At 37.5% G+C, this 18,016-nt stretch carries 18 protein-coding genes; 6 read left to right on the top strand and 12 right to left on the bottom strand.

Annotation, left to right across the window (positions count from 1 at the left end; genetic code table 11):
- Positions 1-477: 477 nt before the first annotated feature.
- Complete coding sequence (locus tag N3I35_04650) at positions 478-999, top strand: hypothetical protein (protein MCX8129375.1); 522 nt, start codon at positions 478-480, stop codon at positions 997-999.
- A 265-nt stretch (positions 1,000-1,264) separates the two neighbouring features.
- Positions 1,265-1,963, top strand: coding sequence for a methyltransferase domain-containing protein (locus N3I35_04645; protein MCX8129374.1), 699 nt, complete (start codon positions 1,265-1,267; stop codon positions 1,961-1,963).
- 202 nt (positions 1,964-2,165) lie between these two features.
- On the opposite strand, the gene N3I35_04640 is transcribed toward N3I35_04645, so the two are convergent.
- The 4 genes from N3I35_04640 to N3I35_04625 all read right to left on the bottom strand — a co-directional run bounded on the left by N3I35_04640 (position 2,166) and on the right by N3I35_04625 (position 6,433).
- Positions 2,166-2,552 (bottom strand): hypothetical protein, encoded by a 387-nt coding sequence (locus N3I35_04640; GenBank protein ID MCX8129373.1) that lies wholly within the window; start codon positions 2,550-2,552, stop codon positions 2,166-2,168.
- Between the two features lie 89 nt (positions 2,553-2,641).
- The gene (locus N3I35_04635) at positions 2,642-3,883 is read right to left on the bottom strand and encodes a methyl-accepting chemotaxis protein (protein ID MCX8129372.1); all 1,242 of its coding nucleotides are present in this window, start codon (positions 3,881-3,883) and stop codon (positions 2,642-2,644) included.
- Positions 3,884-4,345: 462 nt separating this feature from the next.
- Entirely contained in the window at positions 4,346-5,977 is a 1,632-nt protein-coding gene (locus N3I35_04630; GenBank protein MCX8129371.1) for a thiamine pyrophosphate-binding protein, read from the bottom strand.
- 27 nt (positions 5,978-6,004) lie between these two features.
- Positions 6,005-6,433, bottom strand: coding sequence for a GAF domain-containing protein (locus N3I35_04625; protein MCX8129370.1), 429 nt, complete (start codon positions 6,431-6,433; stop codon positions 6,005-6,007).
- Positions 6,434-7,051: 618 nt separating this feature from the next.
- Here N3I35_04625 and N3I35_04620 point away from each other — a divergent pair.
- The 4 genes from N3I35_04620 (at position 7,052) to N3I35_04605 (ending at position 9,964) form a co-directional block, all read left to right on the top strand.
- Entirely contained in the window at positions 7,052-7,243 is a 192-nt protein-coding gene (locus tag N3I35_04620) for a hypothetical protein (protein MCX8129369.1), read from the top strand.
- A gap of 154 nt (positions 7,244-7,397) precedes the next feature.
- Positions 7,398-8,684, top strand: coding sequence for a hydroxylamine reductase (hcp, locus tag N3I35_04615; protein ID MCX8129368.1), 1,287 nt, complete (start codon positions 7,398-7,400; stop codon positions 8,682-8,684).
- 123 nt (positions 8,685-8,807) lie between these two features.
- Entirely contained in the window at positions 8,808-9,170 is a 363-nt protein-coding gene (locus tag N3I35_04610) for a PadR family transcriptional regulator (protein MCX8129367.1), read from the top strand.
- Positions 9,171-9,172: 2 nt separating this feature from the next.
- The gene (locus N3I35_04605) at positions 9,173-9,964 is read left to right on the top strand and encodes an XRE family transcriptional regulator (GenBank protein MCX8129366.1); all 792 of its coding nucleotides are present in this window, start codon (positions 9,173-9,175) and stop codon (positions 9,962-9,964) included.
- 111 nt (positions 9,965-10,075) lie between these two features.
- On the opposite strand, the gene N3I35_04600 is transcribed toward N3I35_04605, so the two are convergent.
- The 8 genes from N3I35_04600 to N3I35_04565 all read right to left on the bottom strand — a co-directional run bounded on the left by N3I35_04600 (position 10,076) and on the right by N3I35_04565 (position 17,930).
- Entirely contained in the window at positions 10,076-10,522 is a 447-nt protein-coding gene (locus N3I35_04600) for a ferritin-like domain-containing protein (protein ID MCX8129365.1), read from the bottom strand.
- A 113-nt stretch (positions 10,523-10,635) separates the two neighbouring features.
- The gene (locus N3I35_04595) at positions 10,636-12,540 is read right to left on the bottom strand and encodes an LTA synthase family protein (protein MCX8129364.1); all 1,905 of its coding nucleotides are present in this window, start codon (positions 12,538-12,540) and stop codon (positions 10,636-10,638) included.
- 198 nt (positions 12,541-12,738) lie between these two features.
- Entirely contained in the window at positions 12,739-13,491 is a 753-nt protein-coding gene (locus N3I35_04590; GenBank protein MCX8129363.1) for an amino acid ABC transporter ATP-binding protein, read from the bottom strand.
- Positions 13,492-13,506: 15 nt separating this feature from the next.
- Entirely contained in the window at positions 13,507-14,163 is a 657-nt protein-coding gene (locus tag N3I35_04585) for an amino acid ABC transporter permease (GenBank protein MCX8129362.1), read from the bottom strand.
- Between the two features lie 95 nt (positions 14,164-14,258).
- Positions 14,259-15,050 (bottom strand): ABC transporter substrate-binding protein, encoded by a 792-nt coding sequence (locus N3I35_04580; GenBank protein ID MCX8129361.1) that lies wholly within the window; start codon positions 15,048-15,050, stop codon positions 14,259-14,261.
- Positions 15,051-15,367: 317 nt separating this feature from the next.
- Complete coding sequence (locus tag N3I35_04575) at positions 15,368-15,751, bottom strand: hypothetical protein (protein ID MCX8129360.1); 384 nt, start codon at positions 15,749-15,751, stop codon at positions 15,368-15,370.
- Between the two features lie 177 nt (positions 15,752-15,928).
- Positions 15,929-16,831, bottom strand: coding sequence for a DMT family transporter (locus tag N3I35_04570; GenBank protein ID MCX8129359.1), 903 nt, complete (start codon positions 16,829-16,831; stop codon positions 15,929-15,931).
- Positions 16,832-16,841: 10 nt separating this feature from the next.
- Positions 16,842-17,930 (bottom strand): hypothetical protein, encoded by a 1,089-nt coding sequence (locus N3I35_04565; GenBank protein ID MCX8129358.1) that lies wholly within the window; start codon positions 17,928-17,930, stop codon positions 16,842-16,844.
- Positions 17,931-18,016 lie beyond the last annotated feature (86 nt).

Below are 18,016 nucleotides of genomic sequence, written 5' to 3'. Positions count from 1 at the left end.
ACGCGGTAGATTACTCCTACCGGACCTTTTTAGAAGGGATCACGCAAACCGCTTTCGTGACAATATGATGTATGGAGGCAATTTCCAATAACGTACCGTAGATTTTTCTGTACCGGACAATATACGGATTAAATACGTTAAAGAATATAAATCCTGCACATCCATGCATATAAAAAAGTATACTCTGACACAAATATTTTAAAGCAGTCTCAAACTGTTCTTCAACCTGCTGTTGTTTTTAGCATATATAGCAGGCCATGCTTAATCCGTAAGGCTTTTCCCCCAAATTTGTATCCCTTTTGACCCAATTATACTATATATTTTCTAAGTTGTTCAAATACAATTTGTACCTGGTTTACCATAATAAATATTTACATATTTTGTATAGTATGATATGGTAATACTATATTAAAATATTAACTCTCTTACTTACATTTATGGCCATTAGAAATATTAGTATTTAGGAAGTGAAGTTTTATGAGCATTTCCTTCAATCCGTATCAAAACACCTATACCCATACAAATAACAGCTTCTCAAGAATCCCGGAAGCTGCAGATAACATATCCGGTAATGGTAAAATTGCCGAAATAAAGGGTAATGAGCAAAGTGACCCTTATGTGCGTATGCAGAAACGTATTGGTCAAATTGATTGTGAAACCTGCAGCAACAGAAAATATCAGGATGGTTCAAATGATCCGGGGGTTTCTTTTAAAACACCGGCGCATATTGATCCCAGTGTATCGGCTTCAGTCGTAATGTCTCATGAGCAGGAACATGTTAGAAATGAATCTGCTAAAGCAGCAGGAGAAAACAGGAAAGTTATATCTCAGAGTGTTAAGCTCGAAACAAGCGTATGTCCGGAATGCGGGAGATCCTATGTTTCCGGAGGCGAAACCAGGACAGTAACAAAAGCCGATAACAAAAAGGACTTCTTTATGGATAACGTAAAGAAAATCGAAAACAAACATTTCGGTAAAGAATTGGATGTGAGGGTATAACCCCATATATTAACATAATATATAAAGCTAGCTGAGGTAATTGAAAAAGAAAATTATTACAGCTAGCTTTTTTCTATTACAAATGATTTAATTCCCAATGCTGTGTACGTGTGAAATAATGAATCCTTTTCTATAAACAATACAAATACATGAAATTTCAGGATTATGCAGAAAAACGTCCTATATGTAGCATACTATAATCAACCGGTGATTGTTTTCATAATCATGCGATAAAAAGAGCAAAAAATTCCAGGAGTTGAAACGTATGAGTTATTCCTACAGGTTGAAGTCCAGGGTTCATGAAGAGGGTTTTGCCTACACAATAAAATACATTGTTTACGTAGTATTTTACTGCTTGACATCCTTTATTCGCAATACCTTTTTGGATTTCAGGTATAGTGGCAGGTCTCTGCGCGGTAACCATAAATCACTATTCAAAGACTTTGGAGCAAATGACACTTACCACACAGATTATTCCGTTATGCCCTTGATATTCAGAAACCTAAAGATCACTCCCTCAGATGTTCTGGTAGATGTTGGGTGCGGAAAAGGCAGGGTAATCAACTATTGGCTAAGTCAGAAATATAAAAATAGAATTATCGGATTGGAGTTAGACCCTAAAATTGCAGCCAAAACCTCTGCGCAGCTAAAACGGCATAAAAATGTACGCATTATTTCCGGCGATGCTATATCCAATCTTCCACCTTACGGTACGATATTTTATTTTTATAATCCTTTCTGTGAGGAAAAGGTCAAAAGCTTTGAAAACCGGTTATCGGAGCTATCTACAGACAGGCAGCTTACCGTTGTTTACTATAATCCGAAAAGTCTGCATGCTTTTAAAAATCAAAACTGGATTATTGAACATATTGATTTTGAGAGGGATTTTGGTGTACGAAGGTGGGGCAGAATGAACAAATACCATGACCTTGCTATCATAAAGCGCAGGAAAATCAGAGAATAAACAAAGCAATTACCTGGCATGAAGATTCTCCTACCGGAATCAGCAAATTTCAGGATATGAGCTTCTTTCCACACTCCCCCGGCTCTCACTCACCCAAAGGCATTATGTTATTCACTGTAAAAAAAGTTAAACCAGAATTATAATTCTGGTTTAACTTTTTTTACAGTTGTCCTCTTTAGTGATATTAATGCAATTTTCAGAACTAAAACCCTTTTGATTTAAGCCATGCATCAGCTTCCTTCTCATCTGTAAACGCCTGTTGATCGAATTTTCCCCCACCAGCCCTGTTCATTTGCATCTTAGCTATTGCGCTATCCACGATAACCGCAATTGTAGTAACATTATTTTTTTCCATCCACTCTGCATGCATTTGTATTTCACTGGTTATATTAGATACCTTATAGTTTCTTAGGTCTATGTACTTGGCCCATGGTTTTCCCTTTAACATAGTACTGATTTTCGTAGCATAATCATTGTGATACCTCATATAATCCTCTTTTGTCCATAATCCGGTATTTGTCTCATAACAAATATTCCTACCCGGATTAAACTCCAATTTGTACATTCCTTTTACATCAGAAATTAACATATAAATCCTCCTTAAAAAATTATAGGAATTTGCATAAATGCCTGTTTTGTGAGGTTAATAAAAATTATTCATCTTGTTTTTGTCTTTCCTTATAAAAAGCTACTGGTTTTTTCAAACCTGGAAGCTATCCCCCCCAGCTCTTCAGCACATTCAAATATCAGTTGTATGGAATTTCCCTCTTCTTCAATTGAAGCAGATATCTCCTCCGTACTTGCTGCTGCCTCCTGCGATACACTTGCTATGTCCATAATCAATTCCCCCGCGTGTACCGCACTGTTATTCAGTTCTTCTGCAGCCTCCGCCACTGTCTTGACATTTGTAGCTATAGAGTCAATTGTGGAACAAATACCATCAAATGCCTTTACAGTCTGATCTAAAGCCATTTCCTGTTCATATACTGCAGAATTTGACCTGTTTATTTCCAATACAGTACTTTCAACAGCATTGTTCACATCGTCAATAATTAGGGCAATCTTTTTAACAGACTGACTTGATTGCTCTGCAAGCTTTTTTATCTCGTCAGAAACAACTGCGAACCCCTTTCCATGTTCGCCAGCTCTTGCAGCCTCTATTGCGGCGTTTAGCGATAGTAGATTAGTCTGTTCGGCTATTCCGCGTATTACCTCAAGAATATGTATTATTTCATCAGATTTCCTCCGCAGTTCATTAACAGTCAAATGAACTTTTTCAGAAATCGCTTTATTTTCCCCCATTTTGAATACTTGCTGCTCAATTGCTTGTTTTATTGTTACTACATTTTCTTTTGACTCATCAACCAAAGTCTCTGCATATTGCATTTCGCCAGAAATTTCTTTAAGCCCGTTTACAATTTCGTTTATCATCAAGCTGCCCTTCTCTGTAGAAGTTGCCTGTTCCATAGCCCCCTTAGCAAGTTCATCCACTGTTGCCGTAATCTGCCTTGAAGTCATATTTACCTGCTGGGACGATGCCAGTATCTCTTGTGATGAAGCAGTAATGCTTGCTCCTATTTCAGCCATTTCTGAAATTACATCTTCAGTAGTTTTTAAAATCGTATTTATATACCCGGCAATTACTGCTATCTCGTTTTTCCCTTCAACATCGACTCTAATGTCCATTCTGCCCAAAGCAGCTTCCTTTGCCTTATCCATCACTTTCTTAGTCAGACTGTAGTAATACAGAGCCAGAAATAAAACTATCAGCTGAATTCCTGCTAAAGGATAAAGGATAAAACTTACTGATGATAACTTGAGGTGAACAAAAAACAACGAAGAGAGAATCAACAAAATACTTAAGGCGGAAAAAACTACCAAAACCTTAATTTTGACATTAACAATCTTTGTAGAACTCAAAATTGCACCTCCATAAAAAATAATACTTATACTGGAAAGTTATTAATAATACCTGCGTTTTCAGTAATCCAGTATTCATTTGTTATAAGAAAGAATAGTTGAATGATGTTGAAGGATATCTACCACACGGTAAATATATCTTTTAGAATCAGCTTAATCTACTTAAAGATTTCAGCTGTAAGCAGCAATGTTCTTTACACTGTTATGATATGTGTATTACTGCCTGGGTTAGTAATTACTTGCTTATTTGAGCTATTTTAAACTAATATTACACATTATTACAAATGTTGTCGAATTTTGTATACTCCTATTTAGCCAAAATAGGAAGCTTTTTCTAATAAAAACTTAAAATTCCTTAAAAAATTGCAATTTTTCAATAAACTTAATTAGATTTTAAGAAAATAAAAAAAGCCGAGTAAAATCCTCAGCTTTTCATTATTTACATACGTATTGTCAAAATACTTACGCAGTACTTTTTCTCAGGGCTTTTAGCCTGTCTAGAATGGGCGCGGGCTCACTCCCGTCAGTAATTAATTCAATCACGCACGGTCCATCAGCTTTTTCTATAAATGTACTAATATATTTCATATCATCCAAACATCTGATTTGCATGGACTTCACACCAACCGAGCGCATCATATCGGCAATCGATATTCTTTCCTGTCTGAAACCTCGTAGCGTTCTTCCATACAAAAAGCTGTGTCCCCGGTCAACATAACCCAACATTGCATTATTGCTAATTATATATATGATCGGCAGCTTGTACTCTTTAGCCGTCAAAACCTCTGCTCCGTTCATGAAGAAGGACCCGTCACCGGCAAATATGGAAAGAGGCTTTTTGGCATCGGCCATATATGCGCCTAAAGAGCCGGCTATTGCGGAACCCATCGCACCATAATTTATATTAACTTCAAAATCTCCGCCCTCGGGAATTGAGAGGTATTTGAAAACAAAGTTGGTATATTCACCAATATCACAAACATAGCGGGTATCCATGGGTAATATTCTTGTAATTTGTTCCAGAAAAAGCCTTAATGATAACCCTGTATGGTTACATTCATATTGCTTATTAAGTTCCGGGCGATTAAAAATCATATTGGATTTCCTGCAGTTTCTGATTATTTCTGTAAGCACATATTCCAGGTCGCCATGAATCTTTGCATCCGTCTCAAAGACCTTACCCAACTCCCGGATATCCCAATCTACATGTATAACCTTTTTCCCCTTTACAAGCATTTGATTGAAGTTATATGTAGATGGCTCACCCAGGCTTGTCCCAAGTATTAATATACAAGTTGCAGGGCCTTTTTCAACATATTCGTCGGCTGCATCAGTTCCTGCAAAACCATAATTCCCTAGGTTCAGATAAAAATCCGAATGCACAACCCCTTTCCCCTCAGGAGTAGTTATGATAGGCCATTGCAAATGCTCGCTAAGTTTCATAACTTTCTCAGACATTCCTCTGCAGCCTTTCCCTACCATTATAATGCCGTATTTCTCATTATTGATTATATCCAAGGCTTTTTGCAGTGAATGTCTGTTAAATTGTATTTGTCTTACCCTGGCAATATCGACTTTTTCCGGCATTTCAACCGGTAGCTGTGCACCTTGTATATCTACGGGTATACAAATGTGTACAGGTCCCATCGGGGGCGTAAGTGCGAGCTCTATTGCTTTTTTCAGTTCCCCAGGCACCATTTCTTCATATAGAATAGTATTACTGTATTTTGTAATAGGCTTCAAAATATCTTTTGTATCCAGCTCTTGTATCGCACCTTTTCCTATCTGCCATCTGTTTACATATCCGGTTATCACAAGTACCGGTGCTTTTGCCCTCATTGCATCCGCAATACCGTTCACCATATTATTTACACCCACGCCGCCTGCCCCTATACAAACACCAAGCTGCTTCGACATACTTGCATACCTTGCTGCCGAGTATGCTGCTCCTGCTTCATTCTTTGTAATAATCAGTTCTATGTCAATATTGTTCATAGAATCAAAAATCGGGCTTACTGTTCCTGCCGGTATTCCGAATATGCACTCAACTCCATTCTCCTTAAGATACTTCAAAATTGCTTCAGATATTTTCATTTTGTAACCTCCAATACGATAAAAGTATTATGAATTGAAATGTTTATTAACTGCTTTTGTACATTCGTTTATTTCTTCTTTAGAGAATTCATGGAGTTTTCCTATGGAAGCTATGCATATTATGCCTTTAATGCATTCCTCCTGAACAACAGGTATTATTAAAATACTGTCAATTCCAAAAAGAAAGAATGCATCGTCCGAACGGGAGTCACTCTTTGTATTTGCTATTGACGACGCCTTACCGGTGTTTAATAACTCTTTCAGTATGGGAGTTTTTTCAATATACACCGGTCTCTCGGCATGAGTACTTTTCCACTTTTCTACTCCCAGAGCATCTGTATTTGTTTTATGTACAGGATTAAGCCTCCCGTCACGTATTTCGTGATACCCGATATCCCCCACACCGGTTATTGTTCTTATCTTTGCAAACAGTTCATCGAGATTTTTGCAAGTCATCACTATACTCTCCTTCCAAAATTATTAATAATATGCAAAATAAATAAGAATTGCAATCCAGCATTGTACAAACCGTTTCCAATTCATATTAATTTTAATAAATCATAAAATTAATTACATAATCTCCATGTATATGTATTCGTGCCTTTATTTTACAGTAAATACCGCACTTTTTTATATATAATAAAGGAGTATAGAACTTACCGATAAATCATTATATCTTTATTTTGGAAAACAGAAGAATAAAAACTGACATAATCTAGCAATAAAACTTTGTAAAAATTCCTTGAAATTGACATTTGTTTTATATTGGATATTTTACCATAATGATGCATAATAGTAAACTAAACTTTTTCGAGCATTTTTTACATAAAAACTCATTTTGACACATTTTTAGACTTTATAAAACGAGCTTCTACATTTTACCTCCTTCTATTTTATTTTGCAAAAGTATTTTAGTATAAAGAAAGCTTGTTACCAGAAAAATTTAGCTGGAATAACACTTCAGGGTAAGCATACTTTTATTTGCTTTTATGCTAAATAATATTTGAATAACATGATTTATTGGTGCAAAAAATACGTATAATGTCAGTATTTTATTCAAAAAGGAGATTTCATATGTCAAAGGATATATACAGAAATAAAAAAGATTTTGCCAAACAGGAGTTCGCTACAGAAATTCCAGAACACAGAGGCCAGCCAGTTCCAAGAGAAGTTAAGTCGCAGAAGGCACAACTTGAAAGTTTTGGTTCTCCGGGTATGGTAGAGAGAAAGGATAAGAAAGTGAAGATGGGCCACAAGCTCAAATAAATAAGTGCACAGGATTATCCTGTGCACTTATTTATTTGAGCTTGTGATATAAATCACAGGATATTGTGTCATAGTTAACATACCAATTCATAGAAATCTTATAGAATAAGATTATCGAATCAAACAATCCAAATTACTTAAGGAGGAATTCAAAATGTTTTGTTACCAGTGTGAGCAATGTCCCAGTGGAGGATGCACTAAGATTGGTGTATGCGGAAAGGACGAAAATATTTCAAGTCTTCAAGATACTATCATATTCGGTTTAAAGGGTATAGCTGCTTATGCTACACATGCCCGCCAGCTTGGCTGTAGTGATACCGAAGTTGATAGGGTCACTCATGAAGCTTTATATATGACATTGACAAACTCAAACTTTAACTTGTCCGAACATATAGATATGGCAATGAAGGTAGGTACTGCAACAGTAAGAGTAATGGATCTTCTCGACAAGGCACATACAGCAAAGCTAGGAGTACCTCAGCCTGTTACTGTTTCAGAAGACAAGGTTGAAGGAAAATGCATACTTGTAACAGGCCACAACCTGTTTGCTCTGGAAGAACTGCTAAAACAAACTGAAGGAAAAGGTATTAACATATATACACACTCAGAAATGCTTCCGGCTCACGGATACCCTCAGCTAAAGAGATATCCCCACCTGAAAGGCAATGTAGGTAAAGCCTGGTATGATCAAAGAAAGGTTTTTGAAGAATTCCCAGGTGCAATACTGGGAACGACAAACTGTCTGATGCCAATCAAAGGCACATACGGAGACAGATTTTTCTCTTATGACGTTGCCGGTCTGGAAGGAGTAAAGAAGATAGAAAATGATGATTTTTCACCAATAATAGATAAGGCACTCTCCCTTCCTGAAGCAAATATACAATCTGATAAGACACTTGTGACCGGATATCATCATGAAACAGTGCTTGGAATCGCTCCGGAAATCATTGATGCCGTAAAATCAGGTAAGATAAAAAGATTTTTCGTAATAGCAGGATGCGATGCTCCCGGTAAAGGCGGGGAATATTACAGAGAGCTTGCACTTTCAATTCCACAAAATTGCGTAATTATTACAACATCATGTGGTAAGTTCAGATTCAACGACCATGATTTTGGTGTAGTTCCTGGAACTATTATTCCAAGATATATTGACCTCGGGCAGTGCAACAACTCGGGATCGGCCGTTAAGATCGCAGTAGCACTGGCTGGCGCATTTAACTGTACAGTAAATGAACTTCCTCTTTCTATTGTATTATCATGGTTTGAACAAAAAGCTGTTGCTATACTTCTCGGCCTATTCAGTCTCGGTGTACAGGATATACGGATAGGACCAAAAGCACCCGAATTCCTTGCACCAGGTGTTGTCGATGTATTGCAGAAGACCTTTGGGTTGAAACTTACAGGCAATGCAAATACCGACTTACAGAATATGCTCGGATAACCAGATATAAAGTTGTTCAGGAAGCCTGCATGAGTAGGCTTCCTTTTTATTGTTGACAGATTAAATATTTTCCATTATCATATATTTAGTAATACTAAATATATGGTTTAAGAAGGTGTTTATGTGGACTATGGAAATGCAGTGGCTGAAATAAACAAACAGCTTAAGAAAGGCATAATAGAGATACTTATCCTGAAACTCCTCAGCAGCCAAAGCATGTACGGATATCAACTCATGCAGGAACTTGACACAAAAAGCCGAGGTGTTTTTAAAATGAAAGAAGGTACCCTATACCCCATTCTTTACAGGCTTGAGGACAACAGCTTGATTGAGAGCTGTTGGGAACAGGATTCCTCTGATAGGCGAAGCGTACCTAGGAAATATTATAGAATTACAAAGGAAGGCCGTTCTGAACTGGTTAACATGGAAAAGGAACTAAAAGCTTTGTTGGATGTAGTAAAATCCATAATGCAGTGGGAGGTATAAAAATGGATGCTAAAATAGAAAGTTATGTAAAAGAAGTTATCTGTCATATTACAGCTCATAAAGCCTTGAAGGACAGGATAGCGAAAGATCTCCGCTCTCATATCAGCATAGCCGTCAAAAATGAAAATATTGACGTTGTAATAGCTAGAATGGGCAGACCTGAAGAGGTAGCAAAGGAATTCATGAGTACAATGTATGAAGAAAAGAATCCCGAGATGGAAAAGCTTATACATCAGCAGGTACAAACACAATATTTCCTTAACAACTATTTTTATGAGTACAAATCGAAAAAAATCCTCTTCGGCTTACCTCTAGTTCATATCAAGCTTAGAAGGGGCTGGGGGATGGGAAAACCGGCGGTAGCTAAAGGAATTATTGCTTTAGGTGATATTTCCATAGGAGTAATTTCAATGGGGGCGGTTTCTCTTGGAGGCCTGAGTCTGGGTGCAATTTCACTGGGTCTGCTGGCTCTGGGCGGAGCTGCTGTTGGTGGTGTTTCGCTGGGCGGTCTTGCTATAGGTCTTTTGGCGGTCGGCGGTTGTGCAGTCGGACTTGGAGCTATCGGCGGAGCTGCTTTCGGTAAAATCGCACTTGGTGGTTATGCAAAAGGTGTAGTAGCAATAGGAGGAAAAGCAATAGGAGAATACATAATAAGCGGAAATGCAGCAGGAAGCAGCTACTCCTTGGAAACTGTCGGTCACCTGGCACCGGAACAGGTATCAAACCTGATAAAATCTGCGTATCCAAATATCAGTGAATGGATAATAAAAATTTTTACATTCTTTGTACCATAGACAATAAGGAACTGTACTACAATGTTATGCTCCTTTTGTGATAGACAGTTTTAGTAATAGTAACTCATTACCACGGGGGAGCATATTACAAAAATACAGTTCCTTCATTATTTATGCTTCACACATCAACAACAGTATTTTCATTGCATGCTGTGCTTCTGAGGAGCTTATGGAAAAAAACAAGTCCTTCAAGAATTGGTTTCTGGTCTTCAGGTATTGATCACTATACTTCTTACTCTCACTTGTTTCTGATAAGAATCTTGACTTCAGTGCTTCGCTGTATTCGGGTATCTGTTGTACACCCACATCCATACTATGAAACATCAAACCTGTGAGAATTCCATAGGCTTTGACAAATCCTTCAGCATGGGTCTTTTCATCTTTAGAAAACTCCTCAAGCAAATCTTTGGCCATCTGTGAGGGCGCTTTTTTAGAGAGCTCAAAATAATACATACTGTCTTTTAATTCATTTTGTATGTACTCCTCTATGTCTCCTATCATGGAGTATTCAGGCTGAAAGTAAGAATTACAGTTATCGGCATATACATCATTGTTCACATTTTCACACCTCAATTGCTGCTATGCTTAATATATTTTTTCCAAAACAAAACTGTTCTCCTAATAAAATATGACAGCAGTCTCAAGAAGGTGATGGATGCTAAACCGCACAATTATTTACTTTTATCTTTTAGAAAATAACTTATCAGGTTGCCGCTTATAATATCATCCGATACTTCTAGTTGTTTTTCAGCAAATTCAATTTTTTCACTTAATGTATTCAGATCCCTTTCCTGTCCTGAAACAATATCGAAGCACAAGTTTGCAGATTTTATATATGCAGTTGTACCGTCAGTAATATTCCCATTTCTAAACACAGCATAACCTATGTCTGAGTTAAACAAATCCTTGCCAAGTGCATATGCAGGCTTGATTCCATAAAGATTGGCCAGAGTAGGGTATAAATCGATCTGCCCTCCCGCAGTCTCCCTTACCCCCGCTGCCTTATCACCGGGAAAATGTATTATAAGCGGTACTTTTGACATTTGAATCAGTCTAAGTTCTGCATTATCATTCAAATTTAAAAATTCTTTGTACTCTTCAGTCTTTTCCTTCTGAATTCCTGCATGGTCACCATATATTACAATTACACTATTTCCCATCAAACCACTGTTTTCCAGTTCCATAAAAAGCTCTCCCAGGGCCTCATCTGCATAATGCTGAGCTTTCAGATAATTACCCAGAAATGTATGTTCATAGGGTGCAACATCAAAATTAGAAATATCGTTGAAAGCATCATACGGATGATGGGCCGAAAGTGATATCAGAAATGCATGAAAAGGGCTATCGATTTTTTTCAGCTTATCTACCGACTGCTTGAAAAATGACTTGTCACCAAGTCCCCAGCCTACACTCTCATTAAATTTATAGTCCGGCATATTATAGAAATGGTCAAATCCGATAACAGGATAAACAAAAGATCTGTTCCAATAGCTTCCCTTATAAGCATGCATTGCATAAGTCTTGTAGCCAAGACCTTTCATTGCTTTAGGAAGAGTATCAAATGTATTATTGGGATACCGGAAATACACCGAGCCCTCAGTCAGAGGGTAGTAGGATGCATTGGACAGAAACTCCGCATCTGATGTACTTCCCTGTGCTGTCTGAGAAAAGTAGTTTTTGAAATATGCACTCTTTTTTATAAATCTATTAAGATTTGGCGTAACTTCCCTTCCATTAACCTTCATATCAATAAGCATGTTCTGAAATGCTTCTGCCTGTACTACAATAAGGTTATAGCCTTTTGCAGCTCCTGTCAGATTTGTACCCTGCTTTTTCTCCATGCTTTTGAAAGCCTGCAGTACTTCCTTTTTCCTTTCTTCAGAAATACCCTTGTCCCCCAAAGTGCTCTTTAATACAGTTGCATATATGTCAAAGCCGTGGTAATTAATGATGCCGATATTCTGGACAAAAAAAGTACGGTCTAAAACATTATCAAATATTTTACTGCCCATAGTCCGGTTTATGTCAAAAAAGCCGTAAGACACAAAGCATATACCTATGAGCAAAACTGAAGAGGCGCTTATCACACGCTGTTTCAGTGTGGGGCCGGAAAAGTTGGTTTTTCCTGCAGTAATAATCAATACTGCAATAAATAACAGGATATCAAAAACAAAAAAGATGTCACTGATTCTGAAGAGACTTGATATACTACTTTGAAGAGTATCCATCAACACAGCCTGCCTTAAGACCGGTACGGATATCACATCATTGAAATACCTGAAATAAACCATGTCTGCAATCATAAATACAGTTAACACCAAATCCCAAAATATAAGAATCATGATTCTTATTTTCCTTTTAAACCACAATGAAAAACTCGTAAAAACAAGAACCATACCGATAGATGATAACATAAACACTATATTTGTAAAGGTAAGTGAGATTTCTCTATTAAAGAATATGCTCTTAACCAGCATAATAAAAGTAAACAATAATACCTCAAAAGCAGAAGATATGAGCTTTTCCATATAGCTTCTTACCCGTTCCAATAACTTTAATTCCATTTTATCCGACATATTTACCTCACAAATAAATCAAATCGTATTTATTCCACAATATTTTATTCTAACTTATTAAGATACTACAAGCAACCCTATAAATGAAATACAGGAATATTTTATAAGAAAACGGCACTGCCGGTACAATCCAACATATAGATGTAGTAGCATAAATAAAAATGCCATTTGCTTCTGCAAACGGCATTTTCCCATATATTATAGCACTTTTTGTAGAAATGATCTGGTTCTTTCATGCTTAGGGTTAGAAAATATATCAGCCGGTACACCTTCCTCAAGAATCTCTCCTCTATCCATAAACAATACTCTGTTAGCTACTTCCTTGGCAAAGCCCATCTCATGTGTTACCACTATCATGGTCATACCTTCCCGTGCCAGTTCTTTCATTACTTCAAGCACCTCACCTACCAGTTCAGGGTCAAGTGCTGAAGTTGGTTCATCAAACAGCATTATCTTTGGTTTCATAGCAAGGGCTCTTGCTATGGCAACCCTCTGCTGCTGACCTCCGGACAACCTGGAGGGATATTCATCCCGCTTATCTTCGAGTCCTACCTTTTTCAACAGTTCAGCAGCATATCTTGAAGCTTCTTCTTTAGGCACTTTTTTGACAGTGACAGGCGCCTCTATTATGTTTTCTAATACAGTCATATGTGGAAACAGGTTAAATCTCTGAAATACCATGCCAAGTTCCGTACAAATCTCAGAAACCTGCTTGTGAGATATCTTCAGCTGATCCTTTCCGTTAATTCTTTCATCCACCAGCCTTCCCTGGATAAATACCCTGCCGGAAGTAATCCTTTCAAGATGGTTCAAGCACCTCAGTATGGTACTCTTTCCGGAACCACTTGGGCCTATAATACAGACAACCTCTCCTTGTGTTACCTCAAAATTGATATTTCTAAGCACCTCAAGGGTTCCGAATGACTTTGCCACATTTTCCATTTTAACCATCATTCGCTCCACCCCCTATTCATATACAGAATATTTCTTTTCCAGCTTTTCAAAAACATAGGTAAACAACGTGGTCATCGACAGATACAGTATTGCTGCAGGCAAGTAAATTGCTGCATCAGATTCCCTGGTGGATATCTGATTTGTCACTTTCATAAGCTCGGTCATTGCAATCATTGCAACAAGTGAAGAATCCTTCAATAATGCTATCAACTCATTTCCAACAGGCGGTATCAACCTTCTATAGGATTGAGGCACGATAATTCTCCTCATTGCCTGACTATAACTCATCCCAAGTGCTTTGGCTGCTTCCATCTGGCCTTTATCAATTGACTGTATTGCTGCCCTGATAATTTCGGCCAGATATGCTCCGGAATTCAATGCAAGCGCCAGTAGTGCAGGTATCCACTGTCCCGGCAGTGTAAGTGCAGGATGTATCTTTGGCAATGCATAATAAATGAAAAACAATTGCATTAAAAGTGGCGTTCCCCTGAACAGCCAAATATAAATCCAGCATATCCTATCGACTATTTTGTTTTTAGAAAGTCTGCCAAGCGCCAGAAAAAGACCGAGTACAGACCCGAATAAAACGGAAATAACCGTTAACAAAACCGTGTTCAGTGCACCTTCCAAAAGAGCTGGCATATATCCTATAAGCCTATCAAAATCCAAATTGAACAACTCCCTAATTGTTATACATTACACAAATCATAAAACTGCGTTGAACTGCAATAAACCTACGCAGCCCAACGCATAAATACGAAATATCACTCAAGGTTCTTTGTAACGTCTTCACCAAACCATTTTTCTGAAATAGCCTTCATAGTTCCGTCTTTCTGCATTTCATCCAATATCTGATTTGCCTTATCTCTCAATTCTGTGTCTTTTTTAGGGAAGCAGAGCGCCATAGGTTCAGCTTCTGAGCTTTCCCAGGCAAGTACAAATTTGCCTTTATTGTTTGCAATATAGTATTTCGCAACAACTACGTCAACCATTATTGCTTCAATCCTACCAGCTTCAAGGTCCATAAAAGGCTGTGTAACTAAGGGATATGAACTGAGATTCTTTTCATCAAGTTTTAAAGTATCCTTGCAGAATTCTTCAGATGTAGTACCAGCCTGAAATCCTACCTTCTTATCCTTCAAGTCTTCAGGCGACTTTATCGCTGTTGTTCCCGCCTTTGTGACTATAACCTGCTTATTTGCTATATAAGGTTTTGTAAGAGAATGTTTTTCATTTCTCTCATCATTAATACTTACAGAAGAAATAATTACATCGAATTTATCTGTTTCAAGGGCATCAAAAATACCTGTCCAGTCATTTGATATAAACTCAACATCCTTTTTCCCAAGCTTTTTTGCCAATTCCTTTGCTACATCAACGTCAAACCCTATTGTTGTTTTACCATCCTTGTCCTTATACTCCATTGGAGGATAGCTGTCATCTACCCCTACACGAAGTATACTATCGTCTGCTTTTCCACATGCGCTAAGTGCCAGAGACAAAATCAATACCAAAGCCAATACACATACAAAAATTCTGTTTTTTATTCCTGCCATAATTGTTCCCCCTATCCTTAATAACAAATTACGAATTTTCCTTGTAAATAAAAAGATTGTTTACAAAAAGTATATCCACTCAACTGTAAACAATCCCGGTCAGTCCGTATATTTATCATTAATATATTATATTAAAAGCACAAATATTACAATATTTAATTTACATAATAATTATTTATTTTGTATCTCTGAAAATTTAGTACTGCCTGCTAACGTACTATAATAAACCTGTAAAGATTTGTACAAAAATGCATACATCTTTGTACTTTTACTTTTTGTCTACCTATATAGCATTCATACCTACATGCTATATAGGTTTATCTGTTCAATTTCTTAAAGATCGCATCCTTTACTTTATTACTGAGATGCAAATTATTTGAACCTTCGTTTATCAATGCCTGCCGGATGTATTCAATCTCCGCTTCTGTCAGCAGTAAAAGCCTTCCTCTGGCATCAGGCTTCATACCTTTCAAAATTTCATAAATAACTGTTTTTGCGCTATCTATATTGTTAAAGTAATATATGTCAAGTGATTCATCATAGATTCCCCCGTTATCTATATATATCTTCTTAATTTCTGCATTCTTAATGCCTGCCTGATTAGCTATATCAGCTATTCTGTACACTCCGGAATAGTCAATATAGAAACTGTCCTCCCTCCTGCCTGATTCTCTTACCGTGAAACTTGATTCATTTAACATATTTTTTCCTCCCGGGAAATATTTTATTGCTTGCGAACCAGCAACTCTACGCAAAAATACCTTTCATTCAGAATCGTAGCTTTAGTGGAAATAAAAGCTCAGATGTAAACAGCTTTAAGATAGTTTATCTATAAACATTATAGAACGGATAACATAAACAGTAAATATTATATTATGTTAATTTAATTCTTTACCATTTGTACTCTTTTTATCGGTCTTTTGCGGTCTTATTACCATAAAGGCCCCCGTTATTACTATCATACCGCCAAAAAGTTGATACACAGTAAGTTTTTCCGCAAGAAAAGCCACTGAAAAAATGACCGCAAAGACTGGTTCCAGCATACTAAGTATGGATGCTTTTGTGGACCCCAGCCTGTCAAGTCCGGCTAAAAAAGCAGCTAATGCAAGTACAGTCGAGATCATTACCAATGCGGCTATATATACCCAGGTAACAGGTTTGAAATCAAGTGACACAGAACCTGATGCCGTGCCACCGGATAAAAGAGCTACGGCTGTAAAAAATGTAATAAACGCACTGGACATAACAGCTGGAAGCTGTTTGACAACACGGTTACTTAAAATCACATAGAATGCATATACTAACGCAGCACCCAGAGCCATAATAATCCCTCTAAAGTCAACCTTTCCAATGCTGTCTTTGCAAACAATCACAAGGCCTGTAAAGGCTACTGCTATCGGGAGTATTACTTTCAGTGTGATTCTTTCTTTGTCAATAAAAAAAGAAAAAACAGCTACAAGCACCGGTGCTACATACACAAGCAGTGTAGCGAGAGAGCCCGGAATGTGTTTGACTGCAGAAAAATACAGAAAGGATTGACCTGTGTAGCATATACCGCCTAGAATAAACAGAACTCCGACTTGTTTCAGGCTGATACTTATTTTTCTGTATCTGATTAATAAATAAGAAAAAAATAACAACGCCGCCAGCCCAAATCGGATTAGTAAAAGTGTCGTAGTATTTATTCCACCTTTATATGCGAATTTTGCAAATACAGGCATAATGCCGTAACCCAGCGCAGAAACCGATACAAGTATAGCTCCGAAATAAAAACTCTTCATTACTGCTCCTTTACCTAGTCAAATTTCTTTCGAGATTAACTAAAAAATCCTGAATATTTGTTACTATAGAAGTTACTTCAAGACTCCCTCTATCCCTCAATTTGTTGACAGCAAATTCCGAAATATCTATGCTATAAATAAATACAGGCCGTACAACGCCACTAATCACCTGATATGCAGGTGTCATATTGCCTGTCGCTATGGAATGAAGCTGTGTAGCCAAGCCCAACACTGTGGTCGCTTTTCTTGTATGCTGTCTCATTGCATCCTGAGCTTCATAAACATCAGATATGACCCCCGGCAAAGGCCCGTCATCCCTTATTGATCCAGCCAGCACCAATGGAACATTGTTTTTTACACATGCATGTACTATGCCACTGTTTATATTATAATGTTCAAGGAATTCCTTTATTGAACCCGCCGTTCTTGCTCTGTTTATAACATCAAGGTGATGATAATGCCCATTCAAAATAGAATCCTGTGTATAAATATCCTGTCCTAAAGCAGTCTTGAACATACTTCCTTCCATATCGTGAGTAGCTAAGGCATTACCTGCAAAAACAGCATGTACAAATCCGTTCTCTATAAGCGATTCCATCGCTCTCCTGGAATCCGAGTCAAAGGTAACTGCCGGTCCTAATACCCATACTATGTATCCGTTCCTCTTTTCATGCATCAGCAATTCATATAATCTGTCATAATCACGTGAATATGGAGTTTCCCTGGACCTTCCAGATCTGAATGCAAAAGCTTCATCCTTCTCCATAAGTTTCCTGAAGCCCTGAGTATATACAAATATGCCTTCACTTGCATCTTCAGACCTTCCCAACACCACACGTTCACCCTTGGCTAACTTTCTCAATTCTTTTACTTCGAGAGTATTATTCTTTTTTACCACGACTACCGAATCCATTCTGCTTTCACTTATAAGTGTCCACTTACCATGTAACTTAAAATATTCCGGAAAAATACTAGTCGCATGATAATCCTCTGGAGCTACTCCATCTGCCAATACTACAGCCACCCTGACATCCGGTGCCGAAGTAAACTGCTCCTTGCTGAAATCCGGCTCTTTGTACTTTGGTATCCCATGTATCATCTGTGTATCCTCCGTAATTAGATGCTCAAAATAAAAAGGTAAAGATTCTGCTCAATACTTAAAAGCATTTTCTCTACCTTCGTTTA

It is taken from the genome of Clostridia bacterium, from assembly GCA_026414765.1.
In the GTDB taxonomy this organism is placed as follows: domain Bacteria; phylum Bacillota; class Clostridia; order Acetivibrionales; family DSM-27016; genus SKW86.
The sequence above is the reverse complement of the archived record's forward strand: the minus strand, read 5'-3'. Positions and strand labels throughout refer to the sequence as shown.

Excerpts from the sequence above, each read along its gene's own strand:
- N3I35_04625 (MCX8129370.1), bottom strand. The coding sequence starts at position 6,433 with ATGACTTGCAAAAATCTCGATGAACTGTTTGCAAAGATAAGAACAATA.
- N3I35_04570 (MCX8129359.1), bottom strand. The coding sequence starts at position 16,831 with ATGAAGAGTTTTTATTTCGGAGCTATACTTGTATCGGTTTCTGCGCTG.
- N3I35_04630 (MCX8129371.1), bottom strand. The coding sequence starts at position 5,977 with ATGAAAATATCTGAAGCAATTTTGAAGTATCTTAAGGAGAATGGAGTT.
- N3I35_04645 (MCX8129374.1), top strand. The coding sequence starts at position 1,265 with ATGAGTTATTCCTACAGGTTGAAGTCCAGGGTTCATGAAGAGGGTTTT.
- N3I35_04565 (MCX8129358.1), bottom strand. The coding sequence starts at position 17,930 with ATGATACATGGGATACCAAAGTACAAAGAGCCGGATTTCAGCAAGGAG.
- N3I35_04595 (MCX8129364.1), bottom strand. The coding sequence starts at position 12,540 with ATGTCGGATAAAATGGAATTAAAGTTATTGGAACGGGTAAGAAGCTAT.
- N3I35_04605 (MCX8129366.1), top strand. The coding sequence starts at position 9,173 with ATGGATGCTAAAATAGAAAGTTATGTAAAAGAAGTTATCTGTCATATT.
- N3I35_04580 (MCX8129361.1), bottom strand. The coding sequence starts at position 15,050 with ATGGCAGGAATAAAAAACAGAATTTTTGTATGTGTATTGGCTTTGGTA.
- N3I35_04590 (MCX8129363.1), bottom strand. The coding sequence starts at position 13,491 with ATGGTTAAAATGGAAAATGTGGCAAAGTCATTCGGAACCCTTGAGGTG.
- N3I35_04650 (MCX8129375.1), top strand. The coding sequence starts at position 478 with ATGAGCATTTCCTTCAATCCGTATCAAAACACCTATACCCATACAAAT.
- N3I35_04640 (MCX8129373.1), bottom strand. The coding sequence starts at position 2,552 with ATGTTAATTTCTGATGTAAAAGGAATGTACAAATTGGAGTTTAATCCG.
- N3I35_04620 (MCX8129369.1), top strand. The coding sequence starts at position 7,052 with ATGTCAAAGGATATATACAGAAATAAAAAAGATTTTGCCAAACAGGAG.
- hcp (MCX8129368.1), top strand. The coding sequence starts at position 7,398 with ATGTTTTGTTACCAGTGTGAGCAATGTCCCAGTGGAGGATGCACTAAG.
- N3I35_04575 (MCX8129360.1), bottom strand. The coding sequence starts at position 15,751 with ATGTTAAATGAATCAAGTTTCACGGTAAGAGAATCAGGCAGGAGGGAG.